This is a genomic window from Aeromonas sp. R6-1 (assembly GCF_040908165.1).
Taxonomy (GTDB): domain Bacteria; phylum Pseudomonadota; class Gammaproteobacteria; order Enterobacterales; family Aeromonadaceae; genus Aeromonas; species Aeromonas caviae.
In genome coordinates, this window is the sequence record NZ_JBFODF010000015.1 from 201,963 (window position 1) to 228,344 (window position 26,382).

At 63.7% G+C, this 26,382-nt stretch carries 23 protein-coding genes; 7 read left to right on the forward strand and 16 right to left on the reverse strand.

All coding sequences use genetic code 11. The features are described from left to right. Nucleotides 1-102: 102 nt before the first annotated feature. From AB5Y68_RS03460 to AB5Y68_RS03470, 3 genes are all read right to left on the reverse strand, one after another. The gene (locus AB5Y68_RS03460; protein ID WP_039039104.1) at nt 103-1,473 is read right to left on the reverse strand and encodes an L-serine ammonia-lyase; all 1,371 of its coding nucleotides are present in this window, start codon (nt 1,471-1,473) and stop codon (nt 103-105) included. Nucleotides 1,474-1,757: 284 nt separating this feature from the next. Continuing rightward, a complete protein-coding gene (locus tag AB5Y68_RS03465; RefSeq protein ID WP_010674652.1) occupies nt 1,758-3,140 on the reverse strand; it encodes an L-serine ammonia-lyase in 1,383 nt (460 codons plus the stop codon). Nucleotides 3,141-3,296: 156 nt separating this feature from the next. Beyond that, nucleotides 3,297-3,581, reverse strand: a complete 285-nt coding sequence (locus tag AB5Y68_RS03470) for a pyrimidine/purine nucleoside phosphorylase (RefSeq protein ID WP_010674653.1) — start codon at nt 3,579-3,581, stop codon at nt 3,297-3,299. Between the two features lie 268 nt (nt 3,582-3,849). Between AB5Y68_RS03470 and AB5Y68_RS03475 the strand changes: the two genes are divergently transcribed. Continuing rightward, complete coding sequence (locus tag AB5Y68_RS03475; RefSeq protein ID WP_039039105.1) at nt 3,850-5,094, forward strand: dicarboxylate/amino acid:cation symporter; 1,245 nt, start codon at nt 3,850-3,852, stop codon at nt 5,092-5,094. A 108-nt stretch (nt 5,095-5,202) separates the two neighbouring features. Here the strand turns inward: AB5Y68_RS03475 and AB5Y68_RS03480 are convergent, their stop codons facing one another. After that, complete coding sequence (locus AB5Y68_RS03480; RefSeq protein WP_010674655.1) at nt 5,203-5,601, reverse strand: MerR family DNA-binding transcriptional regulator; 399 nt, start codon at nt 5,599-5,601, stop codon at nt 5,203-5,205. A 132-nt stretch (nt 5,602-5,733) separates the two neighbouring features. Here AB5Y68_RS03480 and AB5Y68_RS03485 point away from each other — a divergent pair, with 132 nt between their 5' ends. After that, on the forward strand, nt 5,734-6,900 hold the full coding sequence (locus tag AB5Y68_RS03485; RefSeq protein ID WP_039039106.1) for a thiolase family protein: 1,167 nt from the start codon (nt 5,734-5,736) through the stop codon (nt 6,898-6,900). Between the two features lie 61 nt (nt 6,901-6,961). Here the strand turns inward: AB5Y68_RS03485 and AB5Y68_RS03490 are convergent, their stop codons facing one another. The 11 genes from AB5Y68_RS03490 to AB5Y68_RS03540 all read right to left on the reverse strand — a co-directional run bounded on the left by AB5Y68_RS03490 (nt 6,962) and on the right by AB5Y68_RS03540 (nt 19,258). After that, the gene (locus AB5Y68_RS03490; protein WP_039039107.1) at nt 6,962-8,203 is read right to left on the reverse strand and encodes an EAL and HDOD domain-containing protein; all 1,242 of its coding nucleotides are present in this window, start codon (nt 8,201-8,203) and stop codon (nt 6,962-6,964) included. Between the two features lie 116 nt (nt 8,204-8,319). After that, nucleotides 8,320-9,576 carry an outer membrane protein transport protein gene (locus AB5Y68_RS03495; protein WP_039039108.1) on the reverse strand — a complete coding sequence of 419 codons (1,257 nt, stop codon included), beginning with the start codon at nt 9,574-9,576 and terminating at the stop codon, nt 8,320-8,322. A 251-nt stretch (nt 9,577-9,827) separates the two neighbouring features. Then, nucleotides 9,828-11,099 (reverse strand): outer membrane protein transport protein, encoded by a 1,272-nt coding sequence (locus AB5Y68_RS03500; RefSeq protein WP_039039109.1) that lies wholly within the window; start codon nt 11,097-11,099, stop codon nt 9,828-9,830. A 408-nt stretch (nt 11,100-11,507) separates the two neighbouring features. Beyond that, nucleotides 11,508-12,251, reverse strand: coding sequence for a DUF3379 domain-containing protein (locus AB5Y68_RS03505; RefSeq protein WP_039039110.1), 744 nt, complete (start codon nt 12,249-12,251; stop codon nt 11,508-11,510). Then, nucleotides 12,244-12,834 (reverse strand): sigma-70 family RNA polymerase sigma factor, encoded by a 591-nt coding sequence (locus AB5Y68_RS03510; RefSeq protein ID WP_080769901.1) that lies wholly within the window; start codon nt 12,832-12,834, stop codon nt 12,244-12,246. Before AB5Y68_RS03510 ends, AB5Y68_RS03505 begins: the two co-directional genes overlap by 8 nt. A 30-nt stretch (nt 12,835-12,864) precedes the next feature. Next, a complete protein-coding gene (locus AB5Y68_RS03515) occupies nt 12,865-14,343 on the reverse strand; it encodes a BatD family protein (RefSeq protein ID WP_052258792.1) in 1,479 nt (492 codons plus the stop codon). Nucleotides 14,344-14,405: 62 nt separating this feature from the next. Next, nucleotides 14,406-15,866 carry a VWA domain-containing protein gene (locus AB5Y68_RS03520; RefSeq protein ID WP_039039112.1) on the reverse strand — a complete coding sequence of 487 codons (1,461 nt, stop codon included), beginning with the start codon at nt 15,864-15,866 and terminating at the stop codon, nt 14,406-14,408. Nucleotides 15,867-15,887: 21 nt separating this feature from the next. Further along, nucleotides 15,888-16,850, reverse strand: coding sequence for a VWA domain-containing protein (locus tag AB5Y68_RS03525; RefSeq protein ID WP_039039113.1), 963 nt, complete (start codon nt 16,848-16,850; stop codon nt 15,888-15,890). Then, nucleotides 16,847-17,404, reverse strand: coding sequence for a DUF4381 family protein (locus tag AB5Y68_RS03530; protein WP_234704006.1), 558 nt, complete (start codon nt 17,402-17,404; stop codon nt 16,847-16,849). Before AB5Y68_RS03530 ends, AB5Y68_RS03525 begins: the two co-directional genes overlap by 4 nt. Then, nucleotides 17,389-18,279, reverse strand: coding sequence for a DUF58 domain-containing protein (locus AB5Y68_RS03535; protein WP_039039115.1), 891 nt, complete (start codon nt 18,277-18,279; stop codon nt 17,389-17,391). The genes AB5Y68_RS03530 and AB5Y68_RS03535 overlap by 16 nt, the downstream gene beginning before the upstream one ends. Nucleotides 18,280-18,307: 28 nt before the next feature. Next, nucleotides 18,308-19,258 (reverse strand): MoxR family ATPase, encoded by a 951-nt coding sequence (locus AB5Y68_RS03540; RefSeq protein ID WP_039039116.1) that lies wholly within the window; start codon nt 19,256-19,258, stop codon nt 18,308-18,310. A gap of 183 nt (nt 19,259-19,441) precedes the next feature. Here AB5Y68_RS03540 and fadI point away from each other — a divergent pair, with 183 nt between their 5' ends. The 5 genes from fadI (at nt 19,442) to AB5Y68_RS03565 (ending at nt 24,944) form a co-directional block, all read left to right on the forward strand. Next, nucleotides 19,442-20,752 carry an acetyl-CoA C-acyltransferase FadI gene (gene fadI / locus AB5Y68_RS03545; protein WP_039039117.1) on the forward strand — a complete coding sequence of 437 codons (1,311 nt, stop codon included), beginning with the start codon at nt 19,442-19,444 and terminating at the stop codon, nt 20,750-20,752. Then, nucleotides 20,752-22,899 (forward strand): fatty acid oxidation complex subunit alpha FadJ, encoded by a 2,148-nt coding sequence (gene fadJ / locus AB5Y68_RS03550; RefSeq protein ID WP_039039172.1) that lies wholly within the window; start codon nt 20,752-20,754, stop codon nt 22,897-22,899. The genes fadI and fadJ overlap by 1 nt, the downstream gene beginning before the upstream one ends. Nucleotides 22,900-23,161: 262 nt before the next feature. Continuing rightward, entirely contained in the window at nt 23,162-23,302 is a 141-nt protein-coding gene (locus AB5Y68_RS03555) for a TIGR02808 family protein (RefSeq protein ID WP_010674670.1), read from the forward strand. Between the two features lie 188 nt (nt 23,303-23,490). After that, nucleotides 23,491-24,048 carry a YaeQ family protein gene (locus AB5Y68_RS03560; protein WP_010674671.1) on the forward strand — a complete coding sequence of 186 codons (558 nt, stop codon included), beginning with the start codon at nt 23,491-23,493 and terminating at the stop codon, nt 24,046-24,048. Nucleotides 24,049-24,059: 11 nt separating this feature from the next. Then, complete coding sequence (locus AB5Y68_RS03565; protein WP_039039118.1) at nt 24,060-24,944, forward strand: AEC family transporter; 885 nt, start codon at nt 24,060-24,062, stop codon at nt 24,942-24,944. A gap of 200 nt (nt 24,945-25,144) precedes the next feature. Here AB5Y68_RS03565 and AB5Y68_RS03570 read toward each other — a convergent pair whose 3' ends face one another. After that, nucleotides 25,145-26,374, reverse strand: a complete 1,230-nt coding sequence (locus AB5Y68_RS03570) for an MFS transporter (RefSeq protein WP_039039119.1) — start codon at nt 26,372-26,374, stop codon at nt 25,145-25,147. Nucleotides 26,375-26,382 lie beyond the last annotated feature (8 nt).

Sequence of the window (26,382 nt, forward strand, 5' to 3'; positions counted from 1 at the left end):
CCCTTGTCGGCCTCCCTTTATTCAGGAACGCTGCCCTTTAAATCGCGACCAAAAAAAAAGCGGGAATATATCCCGCTTTTTTCATGTCATCGCGACTCGGCGTTAGTCGCAGGCAACCTGCATCACCTTGATGGCCAGGCCACCGCGGGAGGTCTCGCGGTACTTGGAGTCCATGTCCTTGCCGGTGATGTACATGGTCTCGATCACCTTGTCCAGCGACACGCGCGGCTTGGAGGTGCGACGCAGGGCCATGCGGGAGGCGTTGACCGCCTTCATGGCAGCGATGGCATTGCGCTCGATGCAGGGTACCTGTACCTGGCCGGCCACCGGGTCGCAGGTCAGACCCAGGTTGTGTTCCATGCCGATCTCGGCGGCTTCACAGACGTGCTCGGGGCTGCCGCCCATCAGCTCGGTCAGGCCGGCGGCGGCCATGGAGCAGGAGACGCCCACTTCACCCTGGCAGCCCACTTCGGCGCCGGAGATGGATGCGTTCATCTTGTAGAGCATGCCGACGGCGGCAGCGGCCAGATAGAAGCGGGTGTACTCGTCGCGGCCCACCGGCTGGATGAACTTGTCGTAGTAGGCCAGCACGGCGGGGATGATGCCGGCGGCGCCGTTGGTCGGCGCGGTGACGACGCGGCCACCGGCGGCGTTCTCTTCACTCACCGCCAGGGCGAACATGTTGACCCAGTCCACGATGTTCATGGGATCGTTGGAGAGGTTCTCGTTGGTGGTCAGCTGGCGGTAGAGCGGCGCGGCGCGGCGCGGTACGCGCAGCGGGCCGGAGAGGACGCCCTCGGTGCGGCAGCCGCGCTCGATCCCTTCCCGCATGGTGGTCCAGATCTTGCCGAGCTTCTTGTAGATCTCTTCCGGGGTGTTGAAGCACTTCTCGTTTTCCATCATCAGGGCGGAGATGGAGAGACCGCTCTGGCTGCAGTGGGCGATGAGCTCGGCGGCACTCTTGAAGGGATAGCTGACGGACATGTCGCCGCTGTCACCCTTGCCAAAGTTCTCTTCGTCGACGATGAAGCCACCGCCGATGGAGTAGTAGGTCTTGCTGTAGACGGCGTCATCTTCGATGAAGGCGGTCAGCCTCATGCCGTTTTCGTGCAGGGGCAGGGCCTCGTCATGGAAGATCATGGCGCCCTTGGGGAAGCTGACGGTGTGGCAGTGCAGGCCGATGGGCAGACGACCGGTCTGCTCCACGCGGGAGATGAATTCGGGGATGGCGTCGATGTCGACGTTCTCCGGCAGGTTGCCCGCCAGACCCATGATGATGGCGGTATCCGTGTGGTGGCCTTTGCCGGTCCAGGAGAGTGAGCCATAGACATCGACCTGGATCCGGGTGATGTCACGGATCTTGCCGCCAGCACGCAGTTCATCCACGAACTGTTTGGCTGCCTTCATGGGGCCGACAGTGTGGGAAGAGGAGGGGCCAACACCGATTTTGAAGATATCAAAAACGCTGATCATGTAACAATTACCTCAGGGTAGAAGGGGGCGCCATGCCCACTCGCAGAAAAGGGATCCATGGGACGGGTCTGTCGTCACAAAGGCCAGGGAACCGGATAACCACAGTGTAACGGTTCAATGCCTAAAAAAAGTTGAAACAGATCTATTTTTGTTGAATTCGTGGCGCGAGTATAAAATTTATTTTGATGGTTATCCATTTTGTTAAGCGCCAGACAAACGTTTTGCAAAAAAATACCCGGCGATGCCGGGTATTCGAGTGCCATATGCGGCTTTATCACAGAGGCTTAACACTCGGTGATGTTGACGGCAAGGCCGCCCCGGGCGGTCTCCTTGTACTTGGTCTTCATGTCGTTGCCGGTTTCCCACATGGTTCTGATCACCTTGTCCAGCGACACCTTGTGCTCGCCGGTGCCGCGCAGGGCGAGGCGGGCGGCATTGATCGCCTTGACCGCGCCCATGGCGTTGCGCTCGATGCAGGGCACCTGCACCAGGCCACCGACGGGATCGCAGGTCAGCCCGAGATTGTGCTCCATGCCGATCTCGGCGGCGTTCTCGACGATGGCGGGACTGGCACCCAGCAGCTCGGCCAGGGCACCAGCGGCCATGGAGCAGGCCACGCCGACCTCGCCCTGACAGCCGACCTCGGCCCCCGAGAGGGAGGCATTCTTCTTGTAGAGGATGCCGATGGCGGCGGCAGTGAGGAAGTACTGCATCAGCAGCTCGTCATCCACCTTGCGCACGAAGCGATCGTAATAGTGCAACACGGCGGGGATGATGCCGGCGGCGCCGTTGGTCGGCGCCGTCACCACGCGGCCTCCGGCGGCGTTCTCCTCGTTGACGGCCAGCGCAAAGAGGTCCACCCACTCCATCACCATCAGCGGATCCTTGTTGAAATTGGTTTCGCCACAGAGCTGGCGATAGAGGGCGGGAGCCCGACGCTTGACCTTGAGGCCGCCTGGCAGCACCCCCTCGCTCTTGCAGCCACGCTCCACACACCCCTGCATCGCCTGCCAGATCTTGCGAAGCCCGGCCTTGATCTCCGCTTCCGAGCGAAACACCTTCTCGTTGGCCAACATCAGCCCCGAGATTGAGAGGCCGCTCTCCTGGCACTGGGCCAGCAGTTCGGCGCCGCTCTCGAAGGGATAGGGGATGGGGTGGGCGGCATCGAAGCGGGCCGCCTCTTCCCGGGCGTTGGCGAAGTGACTCTCCTCGATGATGAAACCGCCCCCGATGGAGTAGTAGGTCTGCTCGAACACAAGGGTGTCACCCTCATAGGCGCGCAATGTCATGCCGTTGGAGTGGGCGGGAAGGGTTTTGCGCCGGTTGAAGAGGATGGCGCCGATGCGAGGAAATTCGCTGGGTTGCTCGCCGCCCAGGCAGAGGGTCTGGGTCTGCTCTACCTGGGCGAGGAAGGCGGGAATGGCCTCGATGTCCACGGATTCGGGTTCAAATCCGGCCAATCCCAGGATGATGGCCTTGCCGGTGCCGTGCCCCTTGCCGGTCTGGCCCAGTGAGCCGTAGCACTCGACGACAACGCGTCCGGTACGGGAGAGGAGTGCGTTCGCTTTGAGGGTCTGGATGAAGGCGCAGGCGGCCCGCATCGGTCCCACGGTATGGGAGGAGGAGGGGCCTATCCCGATGGAAAACATGTCGAAGACACTGATCATGACGTACTCCAATTATGGATTTCGTCTAAACATTGTAAATTTTTTGTAGTCGTTGAAAAGGGGGGAGATAGCGGGGTGTGATGGCGGTAGGGAAATGGGCGCGGGATAGACGCGCCATGGGGGAGCCGCTCGGCATCCCATGGCGCCCGTGATACATCAGTCGAGGAACTCGCACAGATAGGCGGAGGCGATCTTCACTTCCAGCTTGAAGGAGGAGTGACCGGCCACGTCGAAGGATTCCCCCTGCTGGTAGGTGTGCCACTCATCTTCGTCGGCCAACTGGATGGTGAGGGCGCCCTTGATCACCGTCATGCGCTCCGGGGCGGCGGTATTGAACAGGTACTCGCCCGCTTCCATCACACCAACGGTAGCTTTCTCGCCTTTTTGCTCGAAACCGATGGATTTAACATTTCCGTCAAAATACTCGTTAACTTTCAGCATCTTTTCTTCCCTGTATGCACGTTTGCAGAGCCAACGTAGCACACTGTTTTGGATGTTGTCATGGTAAAAGGAGCAAAAACAGCCGTGTCTCTTTTGAGGCTTTACTTTCTCATAAAGTTATCAATGCATTTCGTTAACGGATTCTGATGTAAAACGGGGCGCAAATATGAGATAAAGCGCACCGCCAGAGCAATGGAGAGGATTTGACGCTCTGGGTGGTCATTTACGCTGTAAAAGTGTGAGTAATTGCTAAATAAAGGAACATTCTGTGTTAACAAAAGGATTAATCAAAAACATCGGCTTCCAGGTAGTGGTGGCCATGGTGCTGGGCGCGCTGGTCGGGGCGCTCATGGGAGAGCAAGCCACGGTGTTTGCGCCGCTCGGCACCCTGTTTATCCAGCTGATCAAGATGCTGGTGATCCCGCTGGTAGCGGTGGCCATCCTGTCCGGGGCCGCCAACCTGGGGGCCAGCCCCGCTGCTGGCAAGATTGGCGTCACCACGCTCGCTTTCTTCCTCGTCACCTCCGCACTGGCGGTGTTCCTGGCGTTGGTGATGGGTCAGGTGTTCAAACCCGGTGTGGGTGTTGACTTTGGCGCCACCGCGGCCATGTTCTCCGGCGACTACGCCGACAAGGGGGCACTGCCCGATGCAGTGGCCACCCTGCTTGGCATGATCCCGACCAACGTGTTCAGCGCCTTGAACGAGGCCAACATCCTGCAGATCCTGGTGTTCTGCATGTTCCTCGGCATCGCCCTGGCCAAGCAGCCCCGCGAGCGCGCCAAGCCGCTGGTGGATGGGCTCAACACCCTGGTGGACGCCTTCGTCTGGATGATCAACAAGGTGATGCTGATCGCCCCCATCGGCGTCTTCGGCCTGATGGCCGACGCCATCGGCACCTACGGCTTCGACGTGCTGACCCTGGTGCTCAAGCTGTTCGTCGTCTATGTCGCCGCCATCCTCATCTTCGGCTTCGTGGTCTATCCGCTGCTGATCGCGTTCTTCTCCAACACGCCGGTACGCAAGTACTTCTCCGCGATGAAGAAACCGCAGATCGTGGCCTTCTCCACCGCCTCTTCCATGGCGACCCTGCCGGTCAACATGGAGACCTGCGAGCGCGATCTGAAGGTGACCAACGCCACCGCGTCCTTCGTGCTGCCGCTGGGCGCCACCATCAACATGAGCGGCAACGCCATTTATTACGGCCTGGTCGCCATCTTCTTCGCCCAGGTCTACAACATCGATCTCTCCATGGGTGCCTGGGCGGCGATCATCGTCACCTCCACCCTGGGTGCCATCGGTCAGGCCGGTGTGCCGGGCCCGAGCTTCCTGGTGGTTGCCGTGCTGCTGGCGGCCGGGATCCCCATCGAGGGTCTGCCGCTGCTGTTCGCGCTGGATCGTCTGTTCGACATGATCCGGACCGCGCTGAACATCACCGGTGATGCGGCCTGCGCCATCATCGTCGATCGCTACAGCCCGGATTACGATCCGAACCGCTGGAGCAAGGAGGCCTGATATCGGGTCATCCACCGTGCATGACAAGAGGGAGGCTTCAAGCCTCCCTCTTTCATTTGTGTCTATTTGCTGGCGGTGTTCCCCGCTCGCCTCGCCCGTCTGCGTGCCTCAGGGAGAGAGGTGTGCCAGGGCCTGGCGGCAGCGCTGTTCGGCCGCCTCCAGCTCCAGCAGGACCATCTGGATATCTTCCAGCTGTTGCTGCAGGGTTTCCCGCTTGTCGGCCACCAGCCCCAGCATGGTCTGCAACTGGGAGCGGCTGCTCTTGTCCGCATCGTAGAGATCGAACAGCTCCCGGATCTCTGCGAGGCTGAAGCCCAGACGCTTGCCACGCAGGGTCAGCTTGAGCCGCACCCTGTCCTGACGGCTGTAGATCCTGTGCTGTCCCTGGCGGGTCGGGTTGAGCAGGCCCTGATCCTCGTAGAAGCGGATGCTGCGGGTGGTCACATCGAACTCGCGAGCCAGTTCGCTGATGCTGAAAGTGCGGGTGTCGTCCCTGGATTTGGTCATGGGGCTGTCTTGGCTGCCATCTGGTTGTCAATGCAGGCTGGCACCTTACCCAAACGTCAACTTCCCCGCAAGTCTTGTTCCCGTCGCGGCCGCGGCATATGTTATCCCGATGTAACAAGGAGAGTGCTATCGATGGATATCGTGATTGTGGCGGCCAAACGTACCCCCATGGGGGCCTTCCAGGGGGCCCTGAGCGGGCTCGGTGCCCCCGAGCTTGGCGCCTGCGCCATCCGCGCCGCGCTGGCGCAGGCCGGGATGACGGGGGAGCAGGTCAATGAGGTCTATATGGGCAACGTGCTGAGCGCAGGGGTCGGCCAGGCGCCAGCCCGCCAGGCGGCGCTCAAGGGGGGGCTGCCGGACAGCGTGCCCTGCACCACCATCAACAAGGTGTGCGGCTCCGGCATGAAGGCGGTGATGCTGGCGGCGGACAGCCTGCGCCTGGGGGAGGCCGAGGTCGTGGTGGCGGGGGGCATGGAGAGCATGAGCCGCGCCCCCTATCTGCTGGACAAGGCGCGCAGCGGTTTTCGCATGGGGCATCAGAGCGTGCTCGATCACATGTTCCTGGACGGCTTGCAGGATGCCTACGAAGGCCATCTGATGGGTCATTACGCCCAGTTGAGTGCCGATCGCAGCGGACTGACCCGGGCCGACATGGATACCTTTGCCATCGCCTCCCTGGAGCGGGCGCTGACGGCGCAGCGCAGCGGTGCCTTTGCCGCGGAACTGGCTCCCGTCATGACCTCTGAGGATACCTTGCTGCTGGCCGAGGATGAGCAACCGGGCAAGGCCAGGCCCGACAAGATCCCCGGCCTCAAGCCGGCCTTCAGCAAGCACGGTACCATCACGGCGGCCAATGCAAGCTCCATCTCGGACGGAGCTGCAGCCCTGGTGCTGATGCGGGGCGAGACCGCTGCCCGGCTCGGATTGCCGGTGCTGGCCAGGGTAGTGGGTTACCAGAGTCACGCCGCCTTGCCGGCGGAGTTTACCAGTGCCCCCGTCGGCGCCATCGACAAGTTGCTGGCCCGGGTGGGCTGGTCGGTGGAGGAGGTGGATCTGTTCGAGGTGAACGAGGCATTCGCCATGGTGAGCATGCTGGCCATGGCCGGGTGCGGCATTCCCCATCACAAGTTGAACGTGAACGGCGGGGCCTGTGCGCTGGGGCACCCTCTTGGCGCCAGTGGCGCCCGCATCCTGGTGACCCTGATCCATGCCCTGCGTACCCGCGGCCTCAGGCGAGGGGTGGCGAGCTTGTGCATCGGGGGAGGGGAGGCAACGGCCATCGCCATCGAGGCAGGCTGAATGCGTGGGTGAGATTGCAGCGGGTTGATGACATGACAACGTCCCTTCAAGAGGGACGTTGTCATGTCTGGCGGGAGTGGATCGGTTGCTCTTCCATGGCCTGAAGCTGCTGGTTGACCCAGGCGGTGGCGCTCAGATAGAGGTGGCTGACCTTCTCTTCGTTGAGGCCGAGCCGGACGGTGTTGGCGGCGACCCGCTGCCAGTCGGCTTTCTCGAAATCTTCACAGAACGCCAGGTAGAACCCGAGTTTGCCCTTGCGGGTGAGCAGGGCGGCACGAATGTCGTCGGTCAGGGGAATGGAGCCGAGCAGCTGATCCAGCGGTTCTCCCATGAGCACGTCCAGCAGGGAGAAGAGGCCGGTGACAAAGGCTTGCTGTGCCTGCTCTGCGGGCGCATGGGTCTGGGCCAGCAGTTCGCAGAACCGGGCTCGGATGAGGGACATCTGATGGAGCTCGGCGCTCTTTTCACTCCCCGCACTGGTGGCGGCGATCAGGGCGACGAAGCGCTTGAGCTGGGCGTGCCCCAGGGAACTTGCGGCCTGGCGAAACGAGGCGATGGGTTGGGGGAAGCGCTTGAGGTGGTTGATGTAGCGCAACAGCTTGAGGGAGAGGGTGAGATCCTGGTTGAGCAGTTGCTCAATCTTGTCCAGATCCGGTTCGGTCTGATTGACCACCTCGAGCAGCTGCATCACCACCAGCTGGGCCGGCGGTATGGTGGGCTGTTGCACCATCTGGGGGCGGCTGAAGAAAAATCCCTGGAACAGGGTGACGCCGAGCTGCTTCATCCGCTCGAACTCGGCCTGATCCTCGACTTTCTCGGCCAGATAGGTGAGGGGCAGGTGGCGATGATTCGCCATGAAGTGCTCGATGCAGGGTTGCGGCGTGCTGCGCAGGTCGAACTTGATGATATGGATGTAGGGGAGGAACCTGTCCCAGTCTGAGACCATGGTGAAGTCATCCAGCGCCAACCGATAGCCCAGCCCATAGAGCTGGATCACTTTCTCCAGCAGCGCATCGTCGGGCTCGGCATCCTCCAGGATCTCGATCACCACCTTGTCACGGGGGAGGCATTCGGCCAATCCGTCCAGCAACAGGGAGTGGGGGAAATTGATGTAGCAGGGGTGATCTCCGATGAGCTGATCGATGTTCTGCTGCAAGAACTGCTCGGCAACCAGCCTGGAAGTGGCCTGCTGTGCGGAGACGGAGGGAAATACATTGTCCAGGCTGTCGCGAAACAGCAGCTCATAGGCTTGGGTGTTCAACTCCCGATCCAGAATGGGCTGCCTTGCTACATAGGAATACATGCATCTCTCCACCATGGTTACAGGCTTGATTCTATGGTGAAGCGGATCACTATGCCAGTGCCGACCGGTCGGGAAGGTCAACAACTGGCATACTATTTGTCAGGAAACCCGGGGTGTCAGAACAGGTAGTTGAGCTGCAGGCCGGCGAGCCAGGCATCCCCTTCCGAGGTGCCATTGAAGGTGGAGGTGGTCTGGGGGATGCCGGGCCTGAGCTGCATGGTTTCGCTCACGTCCACCTTCTTGCCGTCGATCAGGGTCAGCCCCAGATCCAGCGAGAGGTGACGGTCAATCTGGTAGCCCACGCCAGCGCTGTACCAGACCCGATCCGAGTCGGGGATGGAGATGGTGCGGCGATCCGCCGGGACCGGGCTGCGGTCGTAGGCGATACCGGAGCGCAATTGCCACTGGGGGGCCAGCTGGTAGGTCATCCCCAGGGCATAGCGCCAACTGTCTTCCCAGTGCTCCTCCTTGATATGCATGGTGCCGTGGTGGTCGAGTTCGGATTCGAGCTGCACGAACTTGCTCCAGTTGGTCCAGTTGATGCTCGAATGCAGCGCCAGGGCCGGGGTGAGTTGATGGAACAGAGCCAGCTCGGCGGTGGCGGGCAGGGGCAGATCCAGGCTGCCGGTATCGGTGAAGGGCTGGCCCCTTTGATCGATGCCGATGGCGTCACCGGAGAGGGTCAGGGTCACGTCGTGGCGATAGGAGAGACCGACGCGGGTTGCCTGCGACAACTCAAGCAGGGTGCCCAGGTTCCAGCCCATGGCCCAGCCATCCCCTTTCAAGTGCTTGGCTATCTGGTTGTTGGAGGGGAAAGTGCCGCCCACTTCCCCTTCCCCCTGAATGGCGGAGAGACCGGCCCCGACGGACCAGATGCGGTTGATGCGATAGGCCAGGGAGGCCCCCAGATCCACTGTCTTGATGTCGGAGACGCTGCCGAAGTGACCGGCGTTGTAGTTGTCCGGCATCTTGACCCCGAGTCCGTAATAGGAGGTGGCGGCAAGCCCGAGGCGCCATTGCTCGCTGAGGGGCACGATGAGATAGGCGTTGGGTACCCAGGCGTCACCCGCAATGTCGTGGGCTCCGGCGTCCAGGCTGACCGGCCCCTGGGTGGTAGGCACCCGGGTGGTGCCCTCGATGTTGACGTCGGGGTGCACGTGGATGACGCCGCCGGAGAAGGCCAGGGTATCGAATCGGGTCATGGCGGCGGCATTGCGGGAGAGCACGCTGGCATTGTCGGCGATGGCGGCCTCACCCGCGAAGGCACGCCCCATGCCGGTGGCGGATTGCTCAGCGAGCTGGAAGCCGGCAGCCTGCACCTGGCTCGACAGCAGCAAGAGGGCAATGAGGGAGGGTTTGAACGTCGGATGCATGGTCTTTCCTCGGGATGAACTGGGTGTTCATTCTGTTATTCGGTTGGGGCCGGGATTTTATATGGTATGACCAGCAAGGCAACGGGGAGAGGGGAACGTGGGGCAAAACGGGATTAAATGCTGAAAGAAATACCCATAACAGCTTGATAAAAAAAGAAAAGAGTACAGTTGTTTACTACAGCTGTGCGCTCAGATAACGAAATTGGATAAAAAAAGAGCGCCCTGGGGCGCTCTCGATGATGACATGAAAATCAGAATTTCATGTTGAACTGGGCGGAAGCCAGCAGGGCGTTGCCGTGAGAGGTGCCCTTCCAGCGCAGCGCATCGCTGTGGTTGCGCAGGCCTTCGTTCACGTCCACTTCCTTGCCGTCCAGATAGGCCATGCCGAAGTCGAGGCTCATGTCCGGATTGATGTGGTAGGTGGCACCGGCGCTGTACCAGATACGGTCGGAGTCAGGAATGCTCAGGCTGCGGTATTCCGGCTCGATGGGGCTGTTGTCGTAGGCGAAGCCGATACGGGCTTCCCAGGACGGGTTGACGTACCAGGTACCGCCCAGGGCGTAACGGGCAGAGTCCTTGAACTTCTCGTCTTTTTGCAGGCACACGCCGCCGGCGCAGTTGCTGCTGGTGGCCTTGAGCTCCTGGAAGGCGCTCCAGTCGGTCCAGTTCACGGAGTAGTGGACAGCGAATTGCTGGTTCAGGCGGTGGTAGCCTGCGAACTCGGCCTGGGCCGGCAGATCCAGCTTCAGGTTGCCATCGACGACGCGGTTGCCGGAGGTGGCACCCTGGAAGTCGCCGTCAAAGCTCAAGTCCACCTGGGAGCGGTAGGTCAGGGCGAGACGGTTGTTTTCGTTGATCTCGTACAGGGTGCCGACGTTCCAGCCAAAGCCCCAGGTGTCGCCCTTCAGGTGAGCCAGACGGGTATCGGAGTTGGCGCCCGGAATGGCGGCGGAAAGCGCACCGGCATAACGGTTCAGCTCGGCGGCGGCGTAGACGGCATTGATGCCGGCACCGACGCTGAAGCTGGAGTTGATGCGATAGGCGATGTTGGGGTTGATGTTGAAGGTCAGGAGCTCGGTGTCACCGGCGCCGGCACCGGCCGCGAAGGTCTTGGAATATTCGGTGGAGAGGCCGTAGTTGGAGAAGAGGCCGATCCCCCAGGCCCACTGATCATTCAGGGGCTGGATGAAGTAGGTGGCCGGCACGAAGGCATCGGGGGCGATGTCGCTTTCGCTGGACGGAGCCAGCTTGGTGGGGCCGGCATAGATGTCGCCAGCCACATCCACGTCGGGCTTGATATAGGTGCCGGATACAGACAGTGCCATCTTGTCGAAGGTGGTCATGGCCGCCGGGTTGCGGGACAGCACGGCCGCGTTGTCGGCGATGGCTGCTTCACCTGCGTAGGCGCGACCCAGACCGGAGGCCGAGTGCTCGTTCAGCTGGAACGCGGCGGCGAAGGTCTGGGTGCTGGCCAGGGTCACGGCCGCAGCGATCAGGCTTTTCTTGAAAAAGGCAGTTGTCATAGTGTTCTCTCTTTGTAAGCAGATTTTCTGTCGACATCGCGGCTCTTTGGCGGCTATTGACGACATGATCTGTTGTTATGTCAGCTTCTTCCCATTCATTGCTGGCGTGATTCTATGGATCTGGTAGGAGGTAAGAAATCAGACCAGTGACAGCAGAATACATAAAAGTTTCCATTGTGTTAATCATTTGTTTTAACTTGCCGTTTTATTAGGCTGATTTATCTATTATTGGATAAATAAAGCACAAATGGTGCCGTTTGCGTCATTTAAAATAAATAGTAAAAATGTGACTTCGCGCGGGCAATGGGCGGGAACATGCGGGGATGTGGGGATGAACAGGCAGACAATGAGGATGTCTGCCTGTGATGTGGCTGAGGCGGAGGACGAGTCAGCCTGGGTCAAGGTCTGTTAAATGGACCAGTGCAGGCGTGACTCAAGCTGGCGGGCAACCGGGGCGAGGGGCTCCTGCATGTTTCCGATGAGCACCATGTTGGCCCCCTTGAGCGGCAGTATCTCCCCCTTGAGGGTCCCGTCTGCAAAATCGGACTGGATCGTCAGTGGCAGGTGCTTGGGGACGAGGAACAGGGTGACCGGTCCCATCTTGCCCTGCAGCACCATGTGCAGGGCCGGTCCCTGGTAGAAGGCGCAGTGGTTGACATAGGTTACCTTCATGCCCGGCATCTCGCTCAGGGTGGCGCCATATTTCTCCATTTTCGCGTTGATGGTGTGCAGGCTGACCCGCTCATCCACCGCATGAATGAAGGGCTCTTCCCCATAAACGTGGGACATGGCGACTTGAGCCAGCGACAGGGTGTCCGGTGCCACAGGCCAGCTGATCCAGCGGGTGCTCATGCCGAGCAGGAAGGCGACCGAAGCCGCGATGGCCAGAGCGCGCCATGGCGTGCGTGCAGGAGTGGCGGGTAGCGGGACCACCTGCTCCTCTTCGGCTGCCATCGCCTGCCTGAGCAGGATCCGCTCCGCAAGACCGGCCGGTACGTCCACTTCCAGAGTGCTGCGCACCTGGCGCTCGAGCTGCTGCATCTCGTCCAGATGCTTGCGATTGGCCGGTGACGCCTCGGCGGCTTTCAGGAAGGCGGGATCCCTGTCCGAGGGGTGAGTGATGGCCCGGCGGCGAAATTCAAGCTCATCCATTGGTGTGTCCTCTCTGTTGTTTCGCAGACTCCATGGCCTCTTTTATCTGGTTGCGGGCGCGAAACAGCCTTGTCATGACGGTGTTCTTGTTCAGGCCGAGTTGCTCGGCGATCTCTTCTCCGCTGAATCCCCCCAGTACCTGCAGCAGCAGCGGCTCCTGATACTCGGCAGGCAGGCGGGCGATGTGGCGCCTGAGCCATTCGTGCTCCATCTCCTGCTCGCTTGGCAGGACACCCTGATCCCGCAGGGGGTGCTCGTCGAGGTCGACGAGATCGAACTGCTTTCGCTCAAAGCGGCGGGCATTCTCCCGCCGCAATATGGTGATGAGCCACGCCTTGGCAGCCTTGTCGTCCAGCAGGGTATCTATCGCCTTCCAGGCGCGCAGGAAAGTCTCCTGCACCAGATCCTCGGCGATTTGCGGATCCCGGCACAGCCAGTAGGCGTAGCGGTAGATGTCCCCGTGCAGGGCGTGCACCAGGGCTTCGTACTTGGTTTGTTTGTCTGCCATCTCCCCATAGACCGGAGAAGCGCAGGGATCCTTTCCCGTGTCGGCCCTTTTTCTTCTGAAAAAACCTAACGCCATAAAGGGGTGTCCTGTTTCATGAGGGGCGCATCATGCACGCATCCACGCCAGTATTCGAAGACCATAGGCTATCGCAAAGCTCTCCCAGGTGCACAACTCCCTGGCGAGCGCCTGTCTGGGCAGGTGTTCGCCAGGGGCGAGTACGGGGGCAAAACAGGCCCGATCCAGGTCGTCCAGCAGCGCCCCCATGGCGGGGTCGCGGTGACAGGGCAGCCTGGTCAGATGAAGACTGGGGGTGTCCCAGCGCAGGGCGGCCCAGGTCAGCAGGGTTTCTCTGGTCTCGTCAGGAGAGCCCGTTGCGAGGGCCCGTTGCAGGCGATAGAAGGCGCGCCAGCGCGGCCAGCGGCGCATGAATGCCCGCAGCAGGATGGCCAGGAGCACCCAATAGAGATACTGGACCCCTGGTGCGGGGGAGGCGGGAGTGGCGCTCTCCCTTGCCGTGAACACCAGAGAATGTGCGGGCAGGCGCGCCTCCTCGATGCGGCCGCTCTGGGTGTTGAACCAGCGAAGGGTCTGGGGGGGCAGCACATAGCGCCCCGCCTCGTCGGCGGTCAGGGCCTGGCGCCACTGGCGCTCGAAGCGAAGCGCCCCCTCGGCCACGAATCGCTCCTGTTGCTGCTCGCCGTCCGGCTTCATGGAGAGGCCGGCGGGCAGGGGCGGGGCCGGCAAGGGGGGCAGGCGGTTGCCATCCCCCCCTTCCATCACCAGGGTGAGGGTGCGGATCACCGGCTCACCCACCCTGGCCTGCGCCGGGCTGAACTGCTGGCGCAACACCAGGCTGCTCGCCACCGGCTCCAGGGGGGCCTTGTCCACCTTGATGAAGAGGGTCGCCGCCCTGGCGGACAGCAGATCCCCCGCGTTGCCCGGCGCGGTCGCACCGGCCGCATCCTGGTGCGGCAACCGCCCCTGAAAGCGGGGGGATTCGATGGGATGGAGCCCGGGCCCTTTGGCCTGCAGCAGCCATTTTCGCGTGAGACGCCCGGGCAGGCCGGGGCTGGCGGGAGAGTCCCAGCGGTCCTCGCCGAGGCGGCGGATGGTAAAGGCCGGGGTGATGGGCTCGCCGAGGTTGGGGGCCTCCAGGTTGGCAGGCAGCCAGAGGGTCAGCTCATAGATGAAGGGCTGGCCGGGGTAGAGATTCCCCTCATGGAGCACCCGGGCCTGCAGCTCGACCGGAGAGAATACCGGGTCTTGTGTCGGCATCAGGGTGCCGTCCAGGGAACGTGTCGGCACCGCCAGGGAGGGGGTGAGATCGGCGCCAAGGGGCAGGGAGGGCACCTGGCGCGGGCTGGTATCGAGCAGGTGCAGGGGGATCTGCCAGCGAGTCAGGCTGCGGCTCTGGGCACTGACCCGCTGGATACTGACCCGCCCGACCGCAAACTGGCGCAGCAGCGGTTGCAGGTTGAGATCCTCATCGCGGTGCAGCCCGTCGGCCTCGATGACGAGCAGCCAGTCACGCTCGCTCGCCCCCGGCAACAGCTCGGCCTCGACAGGGGCGGCCTGCACCCGCATGGCGCACAGGGCGAGCAGCAGCCAGCAGCCGATCCGGGGGGAGAGCAAGCGCAGTACGAGGATCACCAGGGCTCCTCCACCTTGATCAGGGGGCGGCGCAGGGCCTCCTTGCGAAGACGCTGCTCCAGCAGCAGCACGGGGGGCGCCGGGGGGCGGGGAGCCTCTGAGGCGTGGGCGGGGTCGGGAGTGTCAACCTGCTCCGGGGCATTTGCCGAGGGCGTTGTCTGCGGCGGGTTGGCCCGCAGCAGGGCCAGGTTGTGCAAGGCATCCCTGTGCCCAGGTTCAAGGCGAAGGGCGCTCAGATAGGCCTGCTCCGCGGCGGCAAGATCCCCGAGCCAGACCAGGGCATTGCCCCTGTTGTAGTGGGCGGTGGCGCTGTTTGCCCTGCCATAGGCAGCGACTGCCCTGGCGTAATCCCCGGCTCTATACCAGGCGTTGCCTTGCCAGACCGGATCCTGGAAGGTGTTGGCCGCTTCCCGATAGTGTCCCTGGCGATAAGCCTGCCAGCCTGCTTCATCTTGTCGGGAGGCCGCCTGCAGGGAAGGGGGCGCGACGCCAATGACGAGGATCACCAGCAGCCAGTGGGCGCCGATCCGCGCCAGCAGCGCCAGGGGGAGCAAGGGGATGAGCAGCCAGGGGCCGAGATCCCGGGATTGCCCCTGCGTCAGGGCCTGGCCCATGGGCAGGGGGGCAAAGCGGGGCTGGCCGGAATCAAGCCAGGCCAGCCTGCCTCCAGTGCTGGCGGCAAGGGCGGTCATGGCCTCCTCGTCGGGCGCAGGCAAGGTGTGACCGATCGGGCTGCCGAGCTGCCAGCGCTCGGCAGCCACGCCGGGCAGCCGGGTCTCCTTGCCCCCGCTGGCCAGCAGGATGTCGAGCCGCGGGGCCGAGCCTGCCTTGCAGAACAGGTCGTTGAGGCAGGGCCAGAGGGCTGCGATGCGATCGCGCGCTGTCCCGGAGAGGCCGTCGGTCACGAGCAGCAGACGGGCGGACTGGCCCGGCGGGATCAGGGTGAGGGCCAGGGCAACGGCGCGCTCGGGGGCGCTGCCCTGGACAGGCATGATGGCCGGGCGCAGGTCCGGCAGCAGCAGGGCGATGGCCTGATGATCCCGGGTGGGAGGCATGGCGAGGTAGGCATCCCCGGCAAACAGGATGAGGGCGATGGGATGGGCCGCGTCCTGCCGCGCTATGTCGGCCAGCATCTCCTGCAATCCCAGTCTCACCCGGGTTGCCCGGTCCGGCGCCAGATCCTGTGCCAGCATGGAGTCGGAGAGATCCAGCAGCCAGATATCGAGGGCCGGGCTCGGCATGGGGAGACTCTGCTGGCGCAGGGCGGGGCCCGAGAGCGCCAGGATCACCGGCAGACAGGCAAGCCAGCGCCAGGGGATGGCCCGATGGCGGCTCGGCAGCAGATAGGCCTGCATGGCCGGGGAGAGCAAGCCGGGATCGCGGCGGCGGCGCCACCCCCGCCACAGCCAGGGGAGCAGGGCCAGCAACCAGAGGGGGCGCAGCAAGGTCAGCTCCATGGTGCCACCATCATGGCCTGCCTACTCATGGGATGGCCTGTGTGACAGGGGGATGCGCCAGCGGGCTGGCCAGCAGAGCAGCAGCCAGGCCAGGGCCAGTGGCCAGGGGTAGAGCTCCTGGTGGGGCCGAGAGAGGGTCTGGGGCCGGGCGAGGGGCTCCAGGGTGTCGATGGCCTGGTTGATGGCGGCGAGATCGCCCCGGTTGCGGGCGCGAAAATAGCGGCCTCCTCCCAGCGTCGCCAACTGCTGCAACAGGGCTTCATCCAGTTCGGCACTGGGATCGGCGTCCCCTGCGGGCGCGGCGAAGGTGTCGGGGTCGGCGCCCACCCCCAGGGTATAGATACGGATGCCTGCTTTGGCGGCGAGCCTGGCCTCGGTCAGGGGATCCGCATTGCCCGAGGTATTGCGCCCGTCCGTCACCAGCAGCAGGGCGGTGGGGCGGGTGGGGTCGGCGTGCTGGCGTGCCAGCAGGATGGCTTCCCCCAGGGCCGTGGTGCGCCCCACCAGATCGAAGTCGAGCTCCCTGGCCAGGGTGAGCAGAGCCCCGGTCTCCTGGGTGAGGGGGGAGAGCAGATAGGCGTGATCGGCAAAGACGACAAGGGCGATGCGATCCCCCGGGCGGGAGGCGACAAGGTTGCTTATCTGCTGGCGCACCGCGGCAAGCCTGTCCGTTTGCTCTCCGTCATCCAGCATGTCCTGGGTGCGCATGCTGTCGGAGAGATCCACCGCCAGGATGAGGTCCCGGCTGCTCTGGTAGTGAATGATCGGGGGCTCCTGCCACTGGGGGCGGCACAGGGCCAGTACCAGGGCGCACCAGCAGAGCATCATACGCCACAAGGGCTGCCCCGCCTGGGGCTGGAGCAGGGGAAAACCTCCGTGAACGAGCCGGTTTCCTCCCTTGCGCCCCTTCATGGGAGGCAGGCCGAAGCGCACCAGCAGCGGCAAGGCGAGGGCGAGGGAAAACCAGGGCCAGGCGAGGATCATCGCGTACCCTCCGGGGGAGGTGCCCCTCGCTTGCTTGCCGGGAATCGCGGCGCACTGACGCAGCGTCGCCCCCAGGCGAGATAGGCGAGGCGCAATCTTTTGCGCTGCGCCTCATCGGGCACTCTGCCCCCATAGAGCCAGAGCGGCCACTGGGCGGCAAACCGGGAAAAATCGCTCCCCCCCTTGCTGTCCAGCCAGGCGAGCCAGGCCTCCCCTTGCAGGGGGGCCGCCTCGGGCCAGCGGGCCATGGCCGCTTCTCGCAGGGCATCCTGCAGCCTGGGGACGAGATCGTCTGCCTGCCAGTCTATCCGGTGCGCCCAGCGGCGCTGGCGCAACAGGGTGAGGGCAGTCGTGGCGATCAGGCAAGCGGCGATCGCCGCGATCAGCAGCCCCCCGAGGGCCATCAGGCGAGGATCCTGTGCAGGCTCGAGAGCGGGGCCTTGGTGGATGTCACGCAGCTCGGCACGGATGGCTTGCAAGGACTCGCTGGACGAGGGCTGGCGATATGCATCCGGTGCGGGCACGCCCTGCTCCCCCCTCAAAACAGACGGCATCCGCCCTCCTGCCACTGGCGTTGCAGGGTGGCGCCGTTGTCGAGGCGATAGAGGCGCGTCACCAGGGGCAGCAACTGCTGGCGACAGGCCTCGGCCTGTTCGTCGGCCGCCCTCTGATAGCGGGCGCGAAAGCGGGGGTCTTCTCCCGCGAGCCAACCGCTGTGTCTGCCTGCCTGCACTGCCAGCTGCCCCTGCTCGGGCAGGGCGGCTTCCAGGGGATCGCGGATCTGCCAGTAGTGGATATCGTGGCGCAGGCGAAGGCGTTGCAACTGCTGGCAGAGGGCCTGGTCCGGTGCCTGGTGATGGCTTATCAGGGTCAATCTGGCCCCGTGGGGCAGGGTGAGTCGTGCCAGGGTATGGGCCAGCGTCCAGGGTGGGGGGGCGCGATCCAGCCCTGCCTCGTAATGGCGGCAGAGCGCTTCCAGCAGAGGCATGAGAGAGCCGCGCTGGTGCTCTGTGTGGGGGACTGCGCCCTGGCAGATCAAGGTATTGGCTTGTTTCTCCCCCTGCCAGAGCAGGGCGGCGGCCAGCTCGCAGCCAAGGCGGGCCTTGAGCTGGGCGCGGGAGCCAAAGTACATGGCGGGTGAGAGATCCAGCAGCAACCAGTGGGCCTGATCCTGCTCTTCCCCGTAGAGGCGGGTGTGGGGGCGGCCGAGGCGGGCGGTGACCCGCCAGTCGATGTGACGCACCTCGTCACCGGCCTGATAGAGGCGAAGCTCCCTGAAATGGAGCCCGGGCTGGCGCCCGATACGCCCCTGGGCCGCCTGATGAATGCGGGCACGCTCGTCCTGGCGCGTCCAGAGGCGCACCGCCAGCAGCCGCTGGAGGGTGAGGGCGATGTCGGGGTGATCCCGGGGCTCGGCGACGGGGGTCATGGCGCTAGGGCTGCCTGTGGGGGCCGGTTCAGGGGCATGGAATGGCATCCAGCAGCAGGGTGATGAGCGCCTCGCTATCGAGGTTGTCCGCCAGCGCCTGATAACTCGGGATGAGGCGGTGGCGCAGCACGGCTGGCGCCAGTTGCTGGATGTCTTCGGGCAGCACGAAGTCGCGCCCGGCGAGCCAGGCCCGGGCCCGTGCGGCTCTTGCGAGGCCGATGCTGGCTCTGGGACTGGCCCCCACCGCGACCAGGGGGTCTAACTCGGGGCACAGGCCGCTGCCGGGTCGGGTGGCGCACACCAGTTGCACCAGATAGTGCTCGAGGCGCCCCTGCATCTGTACCCCCTGAACGGCGGTGCGAGCTTCCAGCAAGTCGGACTGGCTCAGGGTGACCGGCGGCGTCGGCAGGGCGTCGCCGCGGGCGTTGAGTTGAAGGATGGCCAGCTCCATGGCGGGGCTGGGGTAATCCACCAGCAGCTTGAGCAAGAAGCGATCGAGCTGGGCCTCCGGCAGGGGATAGGTCCCTTCCTGCTCGATGGGGTTCTGGGTGGCGGCGACCATGAAGAGGGAGGGTAGGCGCCAGCTCTTCTTGCCCACGGTGATCTGGTGCTCGGCCATGGCCTCCAGCAGGGCGGACTGCACCTTGGCCGGCGCCCGGTTGATCTCGTCCGCCAGCACCAGATGGTTGAACAGGGGGCCGGGTTGAAACACGAAACTCGCATCCTGGGGATGGAAGACCTCGCTGCCGGTGAGATCGGCGGGCAGCAGATCCGGGGTGAACTGGATACGGGCAAAGCGCCCCTCCACGGCGCCGGCCAGCGCCTTGACCGCCCGGGTCTTGGCAAGACCGGGGGCCCCCTCGATCAGCACATGTCCTTCACATAAGAGGGCGATCAGCAGCCCCTCGATGAGGGGGCCCTGTCCCAGGATCTGGCTGCCCAGATAGTCTCCAAGTGCTCTGAACTCGGCCGCTGCCATGCGATAAACCCGTTGTTTTTATGGAAGTTGATCTTTTTATACCCCAGTTGGCTCACAAGGGCGAGGGAGGGTGGCAAGATGGGGACAATTTAGTTTCAATCAGCCGTATGAAAGTTGTGATTGGATTGTTAAGATGTGGCGCAATGAGGTCAGACCTCTGCCTTTTTAACCCAAGGAGCCAGGATGAAACAGCCATTGAAACTGACGACTCGCCAGGGCGAACGGATAGCCGTCGTGGCGGGTCTGCGCACCCCCTTTGCCAAGCAGGCCACCGCTTTTCACGGCGTGCCTGCGGTGGATCTGGGCAAACTGGTGGTGAGCGAGATGCTCGCCCGCACCGATCTCGACCCCAAGCTCATCGATCAGCTGGTGTTCGGCCAGGTGGTGCAGATGCCGGAAGCGCCCAACATCGCCCGGGAGATCGTGCTCGGCACCGGCATGAGCGTCAGCACCGATGCCTATAGCGTGTCGCGCGCCTGCGCCACCAGTTTCCAGGCGGTGGCCAATGTCACCGAATCCATCATGGCCGGCACGGTGGACATCGCCATCGCCGGCGGTGCCGACTCCTCTTCCGTGCTGCCCATCGGGGTCAGCAAGTCTCTGGCCCGCGCCCTGGTGGATCTCAACAAGGCGCGCAACCTCCAGCAGCGTTTCAATATTCTGCGCCGTCTGCGCTTGAAGGACCTGCTGCCGGTGCCCCCGGCCGTGGCCGAGTATTCCACCGGTCTCTCCATGGGGCAGACCGCCGAGCAGATGGCCAAGACCCACCAGATCAGCCGCGAGGCGCAAGATGCGCTGGCCCACCGCTCCCACACCCTGGCGGCCGAAGCCTGGGCGCAGGGCAAATTGAATGGCGAGGTGTTCACCGCCCACGTGCCCCCCTACAAGTCGCCGCTGGAGCGGGACAACAACATCCGTGAAAGCTCGGATCTGGCGAGTTACGCCAAGCTCAAACCGGTCTTTGACCGGGCCCACGGTTCGGTGACCGCCGCCAACGCCACTCCGCTTACCGACGGCGCCGCCGCCGTGCTGATGATGCGTGAAGGGCGGGCCCGCGAGCTGGGTCTGGAGCCGCTGGGTTACATCCGCAGCTTCGCGTTTTCCGCCATCGATGTCTGGCAGGACATGCTGATGGGCCCCTCCTATGCCACGCCGCTGGCGCTGGACCGTGCCGGCATCACCCTTGGGGATCTGACCCTCATCGACATGCACGAAGCCTTTGCCGCCCAGACGCTCGCCAACCTCAAGATGTTTGCAAGCGCCGAATTTGCCCGTGACAAGCTGGGCCGGGATCAGGCCATCGGCGAGGTGGACATGGAGAAGTTCAACGTGCTCGGCGGCTCTTTGGCCTTTGGTCACCCCTTTGCCGCCACGGGGGCGCGCATGATCACCCAGACCCTGCACGAGCTGCGGCGTCGGGGTGGGGGATTGGGGCTCAACACCGCCTGTGCGGCGGGTGGGCTGGGTGTGGCCATGGTGCTGGAGGTGGAATGATGAGTGCCAAGACTTTTTCTCTGGATATACGCAAAGACGGCATCGGCATCCTCACCATGGATGTGCCCGGTGAGAGCATGAACACCCTGAAGGCCGCCTTCGTAGACGAGATCCGCACCGTGCTGGCCGAGGTGAAAGCGAACGGGGATCTGATCGGCCTGGTGATCGTCTCCGGCAAGAAGGACTCCTTCATCGCCGGGGCCGACATCGCCATGCTGGCGGCCTGCACCAGCGCCCAGGATGCCGAAGCGCTGTCCCGGGCCGGACAGGACGTGTTCGCCGAGATCGAAGCCCTGGGGATCCCGGTGATCGCCGCCATTCACGGCCCCTGCCTTGGCGGCGGGCTGGAGCTGGCGCTCGCCTGTCATGGCCGGGTGGTGACCGATCACGGTAAAACCGTGCTGGGCCTGCCGGAAGTGCAGCTCGGCCTGCTGCCGGGCTCCGGTGGTACCCAGCGCCTGCCGCGCCTCATCGGGGTGGCCAAGGCACTGGATCTGATGCTGACCGGCAAGCAGGTGCGGGCCAAACAGGCCAGGAAGCTCGGGCTGGTGGATGACATGGTGCCCCCGTCCATTTTGCTGGAGGCCGCCATCAAGCTTGCCAAGAAGGGCAAGCCGCGCCACCACCTGAAACGGGATCTGCAGGGCAAGGTGCTGGAGACCAACAAATTTGGTCGCAAGGTGCTGTTCGATCAGGCCCGCAAGGGGGTCAAGGCCAAGACCCGGGGCAACTACCCGGCGCCGGAGCGCATCATCGAGGTGGTGCGCATCGGCGTGGAGGAGGGGATGCAGGCTGGCCTGCTGGCCGAGGCCCGCCACTTCGGCGAGCTGGTGATGACGCCGGAATCCGCCGCCCTGCGCTCCCTCTTCTTCGCCACCACGGAGATGAAGAAAGAGGTGAGCTATCAGGGGGCCGAGCCGCGCAAGGTGGGTCATGCCGCCGTGCTGGGGGGCGGCCTGATGGGGGGTGGTATTGCCTTCGTCACCGCCACCAAGGCGGGGGTACCGGTGCGGATCAAGGATGTGGCGAGCGCCGGCATCGGCAATGCCATGCGTTACAGCTACGACCTCCTCGCCAGGAAACTCAAGCGTCGCCAACTGCTGCGCAGCGAGCTGGAGAAACAGATGAGCCTGCTCACCGGCACCCTGGACTATTCCGGTTTCCACCGGGTGGACATGGTGGTGGAAGCGGTGTTCGAGGACATCAACCTCAAGCACCAGATGGTGCAGGACGTGGAGCGCGAGTGCGGGGAGCACACCGTGTTTGCCTCCAACACCTCCTCCCTGCCCATCCACCAGATCGCCTCGGCGGCGACGCATCCGGAGCGGGTGGTGGGGCTGCACTACTTCAGCCCGGTGGACAAGATGCCGCTGGCCGAGATCATTCCCCACGCGGGTACCAGCGCCGAGACGGTGGCCACCACCCTGGCCTTCGCCCGGGCCCAGGGCAAGACCCCCATCGTGGTGAAGGACGAGGCGGGCTTCTACGTCAACCGTATCCTGGCGCCCTACATGAACGAGGCGGCGCGCCTGGTGCTGGAAGGGGAGCCGGTGGAGGTACTGGACGGCGCTCTGCTCGACTTCGGTTTCCCGGTCGGGCCCATCACCCTGCTGGACGAGGTGGGGATCGACGTGGGGGCCAAGATCTCCCCCATCCTCGAAAAAGAGCTGGGTGGCGAGCAGTTCCAGGCGCCCAAGGCCTTTGACAAGCTGCTGGAGGACGATCGCAAGGGGCGCAAGAACGGCAAGGGCTTCTATCTCTATGGCAAGGCGGCCCCGCGCAACAAGCTCACCGGCAAGGAGGGCAAGAAGACGGTGGACGCGAGCGTCTACGACGTGCTGGGCGTCAAGCCCCAGGCCAAACTGGCCAGGCAGGAGATCGCCGAGCGCTGCGTGCTGCTGATGCTCAACGAAGCTGCCATGGCCCTGGATGGCGGCGTGGTGGCCTCGGCCCGGGATGGCGACATCGGCGCCATCTTCGGTATCGGCTTCCCCCCCTTCCTGGGCGGTCCGTTCCGCTACATGGACAGCCTCGGCATCGACTATCTGGTGGGGCGTCTTGAGCACCATCAGAAGCGCTTTGGCGACCGCTTCGCCCCCTGTGCGCGGCTGAAAGCGATGGCGGCGGAGCAGCAGACCTTCTACTGATGGCTCTCGACGGCATACATCGAGCGAGGCGACCCCAAGGTCGCCTCGCTTTTTGTTGGGCATACCTTTCCGGTTTGGGGCGGGGGCGCGAAGAAAAACGGGGCGGGGAGGGGTAAAACCTTGATCTGGCGCAAACTGGTGCCCCATTTATTACTTTGGTGGCATAGGACTCAGGCGCGGGTTGAGGTCAAATAGTCTTATCAGGAACGGGGGCGACCCCGTCACGAAAGGGACACCCATTTCACTGGATGAAGGACACACTATGAGTCTGCTTGAACACACCATCTGGACTGTATTGGGGTATGGGGCCATGCCCTTTATCTTCCTGAGCGGGTTCGTGGCAGTGGCAGTGACCTGCTGCCTGCTGCTCAATGCCTTCGGGGTCAAGTCCGCCGAGAAGTGAGTCACTCTCGTTCATGCCGCCAAATGCCAGTCTCACGACTGGCATTTGTTTTTTGTGTCTTCTGAAGCACTTGCCCGCCCCTGATGGGGTAAAGGGAGCGCAAGACGGTCGAACCCGGCGGCCATTTTGATTACACTGACGCCCGGCATGTCCGCCCCCTTCTCTTTTATCAGGTATTCACGACTTCTATGGCGCTCAAGGCAACCATCTTCAAGGCCCAGATCAGCTTGTCTGACATGGATCGCAATCTCTATCAGGACTTCTCCCTCACCCTGGCCCGTCACCCCTCCGAGACCGACGAGCGCATGATGATCCGCCTAGCGGCCTTCGCCTGGCATGCCGCCGAGCGGCTGGAGTTCACCAAGGGGCTCTCTGCCGACGACGAGCCCGAGCTCTGGTGCAAGAACTATTCCGATGAGATTGAACTCTGGATTGAGCTGGGTCAGCCGGACGAGCGCCGCCTCAAGAAGGCATGCAACCGCTCTCGCCAGGTGGTGCTCTACCTCTATGGCGGTCGTGGCACCAGCGTCTGGTGGAAGCAGAACCAGGGCAAGCTCGGTCTGCACGACAACCTGAGCGTCATCGAACTCTCCGACAGCCAGACCCTGCCCCTGGCGGCCATGGTGGAGCGCACCATGCAGCTCACCTGCACCATCTCCGACGGCCAGCTCTGGGTCAGCAACGGCAGCCAGGAGGTGACGCTGGACCCCGTGGTGCTGATGGGACGCCCGGCCCGCGAACTGTAAACGGGATACCCATGTTCAGCGCCCTGCTCAATATCGTCATTCCCGTGTTTGCGGTGGTGGGCCTTGGCGCCCTCTATGGACGGTTGCGACCGGGCGGGGCCCTGGGTTATGTCAACCGGGCCAATATCGAACTCTTTACTCCGGCGCTGGTCTTCTCGGCCCTGGTGAAATACCCCTTGGATCTCGCGGCGCACTTGCCCCTTGTGGGGGCCGGTGCCTTGGTGATCCTGCTGCCCGGCTTGCTGCTCTCCCTGCTCAAACTCAAGGAGATAGAGCGGGCCGCGCTGATCCTGCCCGCCATGTTTCGCAACACCGGCAACCTCGGCATTCCGCTGATGGTGCTCGCCTTTGGCGAGCAGCAGCTCGGCGCCATCGTCATCCTCTTTGTGCTCTCCAACCTGCTCCACTTCTCGGTGGGCATGTTCATCCTCTCTGCCAGCAGCTCCCGCTGGCTCTGGCTGAGAAGCCCCGTGCTCTGGGCCGCCTTCGCCGGGCTGCTGGTGGCCAACCTGCATATCCCGCTGCCGGAATACCTGGTGACCAGCGCCGCCCTGCTCGGCCAGATAGCGGTGCCCCTGATGCTGTTTGCCTTAGGCATTCGGCTGATGGAAGGGGAGCTGGATCACCAGGGGCTGGCCATCAAGTGCAACCTGCTCTACCTGTTGGCGGGGGGCCTCTCCCTGGGGCTCGCCGTCTGGCTGCTGCCCCTCGAACCTGACTGGATACCACTCCTGATGCTGTCGGTGGCGCTGCCCCCGGCGGTATTGAATTACATCCTGTGCGAGCAGTACCAGTGTCAGCCCGACAAGGTGGCCAGTATTGTGCTCGGCGGCAATGCGCTCTCGGTGGTGGTGATCCCGCTGGCGGTCTGGTTGGCGCTGCATCTGGGGAGTTGACCCTGCTCTGTCTTCCTCTTCAAGGACGCCCGATGGCGTCCTTTTTATTGCTATCGTGCATGTCCGATGTTGTTTTGCTCATCGAGTACAGCCGAACTTGCTCGCGTATCTGACAAGGTTTTGAAGCCGGTTTAGCCGGATAAGGCAGAGAGTGGAAGGGGGAGAAAGGGAATAAAACAGGGCGGCCTTGGCCGCCCTGTTTAGTGATGGGGAGCAGGCTGAACCTGGCCATCCTTGCGCAGCTGGGAATAAAGGCCAACTCCCGCCAGCAGCCCGGCGAGGGCAAGCAGGTACCAGATGGCGGTGGCGGGGCGGCTGCCCGCATCCCCCAGCATGAAACCGATGAGCAGGTTGCCAAAGAGCGCCATGCAGCCCCCGGCGCTGGCATAGAAGCCGTAGTAGCTGCCGAGCTGCTCAGGGGGGGCGTAGCGGGGCAGTTGGGCGGCGAAAAGCGGGAAGCAGAGGATGGAGCCGAGGGAAAGCAGGGTCACCTGCGTCAACACACCTGCCGTCGGCCAGGGTGCCAGCAGGGGCAGGGCGAGATAGCTGAGGCCCATCATGCCTATCCCCAGTCCCATGGCGAGCGGTACTCCCAGGCGGCGCTCCACCAGGCGGGAGGCCGGGAGCTGGAGCACGACACCGATCACCGCCGAGAGGGTGAAGACGCCGCCGAGCAGGTGGGTGGCGTCCGGCAGGCTCTGGATATGGGCGGGGAGGGCGAGGTAGAGCTGGTGGAACAGGATCTGGTAGCTGCCTGCCAGCAGGGTGAACCCCATGAAGGGGCGCTGGCGCACTATCTCCCCCCATTGGCGCAAGATGGCGCCACGGGGGCTCTGGTTGCTCACCGGGCGTTTGGGTAGCACCCGGTATTGCAGCACTCCGAGCAGAGCGAAGAGGCTCGCCGCCAGGATCCCCGTCAGGGAATAGCTCTGCTGGGTCAAGGTGAGGCCGACCAGGGGGCCGATCAGCATGCCCGCCTCGCTGGCCAGATTGTGCAGGGCGAAGGCGCGCTGACGCTGGCCCGGGTTGTGGCATTCGCTGGCAAGGTAGGCCTGGGCGCAGGGGGTGAACAGGGCCCCCGCAAAGCCGGTGAGGGCGGCGGCCAGCAGCAGGATGGGCAGTGACTCGGCCCAGCCCAGCAGCACGAAGCCCAAGGATCGTACCAGGCAGCCCCAGACGATGGCGGGATGGTAGCCGATGCGATCCCCAAGGGTGCCGCCCAGCAGGAAGAGCCCCTGCTGGCTGAAGACCCGCATCCCCATGACGAGGCCGCAGGCCCAGCCGGCCAGGCCGAGCCCGCTGCCCATGTGCTGGGCGAGGAAGGGCATCATCATGTAGAAGCCGAGGTTGAAGGCGAGCCCATTGGTGATGAGCAGGCGGGCGGCCGGGCTCATGCCCTGCCAGTCCCGCCAGTAGGAGGCGCCGTTCATGGTCGTCT

What these genes read in the sequence shown, in the direction of transcription:
- AB5Y68_RS03460 (WP_039039104.1), bottom strand. Translation starts at nt 1,473, where the DNA reads ATGATCAGCGTTTTTGATATCTTCAAAATCGGTGTTGGCCCCTCCTCT.
- AB5Y68_RS03465 (WP_010674652.1), bottom strand. Translation starts at nt 3,140, where the DNA reads ATGATCAGTGTCTTCGACATGTTTTCCATCGGGATAGGCCCCTCCTCC.
- AB5Y68_RS03470 (WP_010674653.1), bottom strand. Translation starts at nt 3,581, where the DNA reads ATGCTGAAAGTTAACGAGTATTTTGACGGAAATGTTAAATCCATCGGT.
- AB5Y68_RS03480 (WP_010674655.1), bottom strand. Translation starts at nt 5,601, where the DNA reads ATGACCAAATCCAGGGACGACACCCGCACTTTCAGCATCAGCGAACTG.
- AB5Y68_RS03485 (WP_039039106.1), top strand. Translation starts at nt 5,734, where the DNA reads ATGGATATCGTGATTGTGGCGGCCAAACGTACCCCCATGGGGGCCTTC.
- AB5Y68_RS03490 (WP_039039107.1), bottom strand. Translation starts at nt 8,203, where the DNA reads ATGTATTCCTATGTAGCAAGGCAGCCCATTCTGGATCGGGAGTTGAAC.
- AB5Y68_RS03495 (WP_039039108.1), bottom strand. Translation starts at nt 9,576, where the DNA reads ATGCATCCGACGTTCAAACCCTCCCTCATTGCCCTCTTGCTGCTGTCG.
- AB5Y68_RS03500 (WP_039039109.1), bottom strand. Translation starts at nt 11,099, where the DNA reads ATGACAACTGCCTTTTTCAAGAAAAGCCTGATCGCTGCGGCCGTGACC.
- AB5Y68_RS03505 (WP_039039110.1), bottom strand. Translation starts at nt 12,251, where the DNA reads ATGGATGAGCTTGAATTTCGCCGCCGGGCCATCACTCACCCCTCGGAC.
- AB5Y68_RS03510 (WP_080769901.1), bottom strand. Translation starts at nt 12,834, where the DNA reads ATGGCGTTAGGTTTTTTCAGAAGAAAAAGGGCCGACACGGGAAAGGAT.
- AB5Y68_RS03515 (WP_052258792.1), bottom strand. Translation starts at nt 14,343, where the DNA reads ATGCGGGTGCAGGCCGCCCCTGTCGAGGCCGAGCTGTTGCCGGGGGCG.
- AB5Y68_RS03520 (WP_039039112.1), bottom strand. Translation starts at nt 15,866, where the DNA reads ATGGAGCTGACCTTGCTGCGCCCCCTCTGGTTGCTGGCCCTGCTCCCC.
- AB5Y68_RS03525 (WP_039039113.1), bottom strand. Translation starts at nt 16,850, where the DNA reads ATGATCCTCGCCTGGCCCTGGTTTTCCCTCGCCCTCGCCTTGCCGCTG.
- AB5Y68_RS03530 (WP_234704006.1), bottom strand. Translation starts at nt 17,404, where the DNA reads ATGCCGTCTGTTTTGAGGGGGGAGCAGGGCGTGCCCGCACCGGATGCA.
- AB5Y68_RS03535 (WP_039039115.1), bottom strand. Translation starts at nt 18,279, where the DNA reads ATGACCCCCGTCGCCGAGCCCCGGGATCACCCCGACATCGCCCTCACC.
- AB5Y68_RS03540 (WP_039039116.1), bottom strand. Translation starts at nt 19,258, where the DNA reads ATGGCAGCGGCCGAGTTCAGAGCACTTGGAGACTATCTGGGCAGCCAG.
- fadI (WP_039039117.1), top strand. Translation starts at nt 19,442, where the DNA reads ATGAAACAGCCATTGAAACTGACGACTCGCCAGGGCGAACGGATAGCC.
- fadJ (WP_039039172.1), top strand. Translation starts at nt 20,752, where the DNA reads ATGAGTGCCAAGACTTTTTCTCTGGATATACGCAAAGACGGCATCGGC.
- AB5Y68_RS03555 (WP_010674670.1), top strand. Translation starts at nt 23,162, where the DNA reads ATGAGTCTGCTTGAACACACCATCTGGACTGTATTGGGGTATGGGGCC.
- AB5Y68_RS03560 (WP_010674671.1), top strand. Translation starts at nt 23,491, where the DNA reads ATGGCGCTCAAGGCAACCATCTTCAAGGCCCAGATCAGCTTGTCTGAC.
- AB5Y68_RS03565 (WP_039039118.1), top strand. Translation starts at nt 24,060, where the DNA reads ATGTTCAGCGCCCTGCTCAATATCGTCATTCCCGTGTTTGCGGTGGTG.
- AB5Y68_RS03570 (WP_039039119.1), bottom strand. Translation starts at nt 26,374, where the DNA reads ATGAACGGCGCCTCCTACTGGCGGGACTGGCAGGGCATGAGCCCGGCC.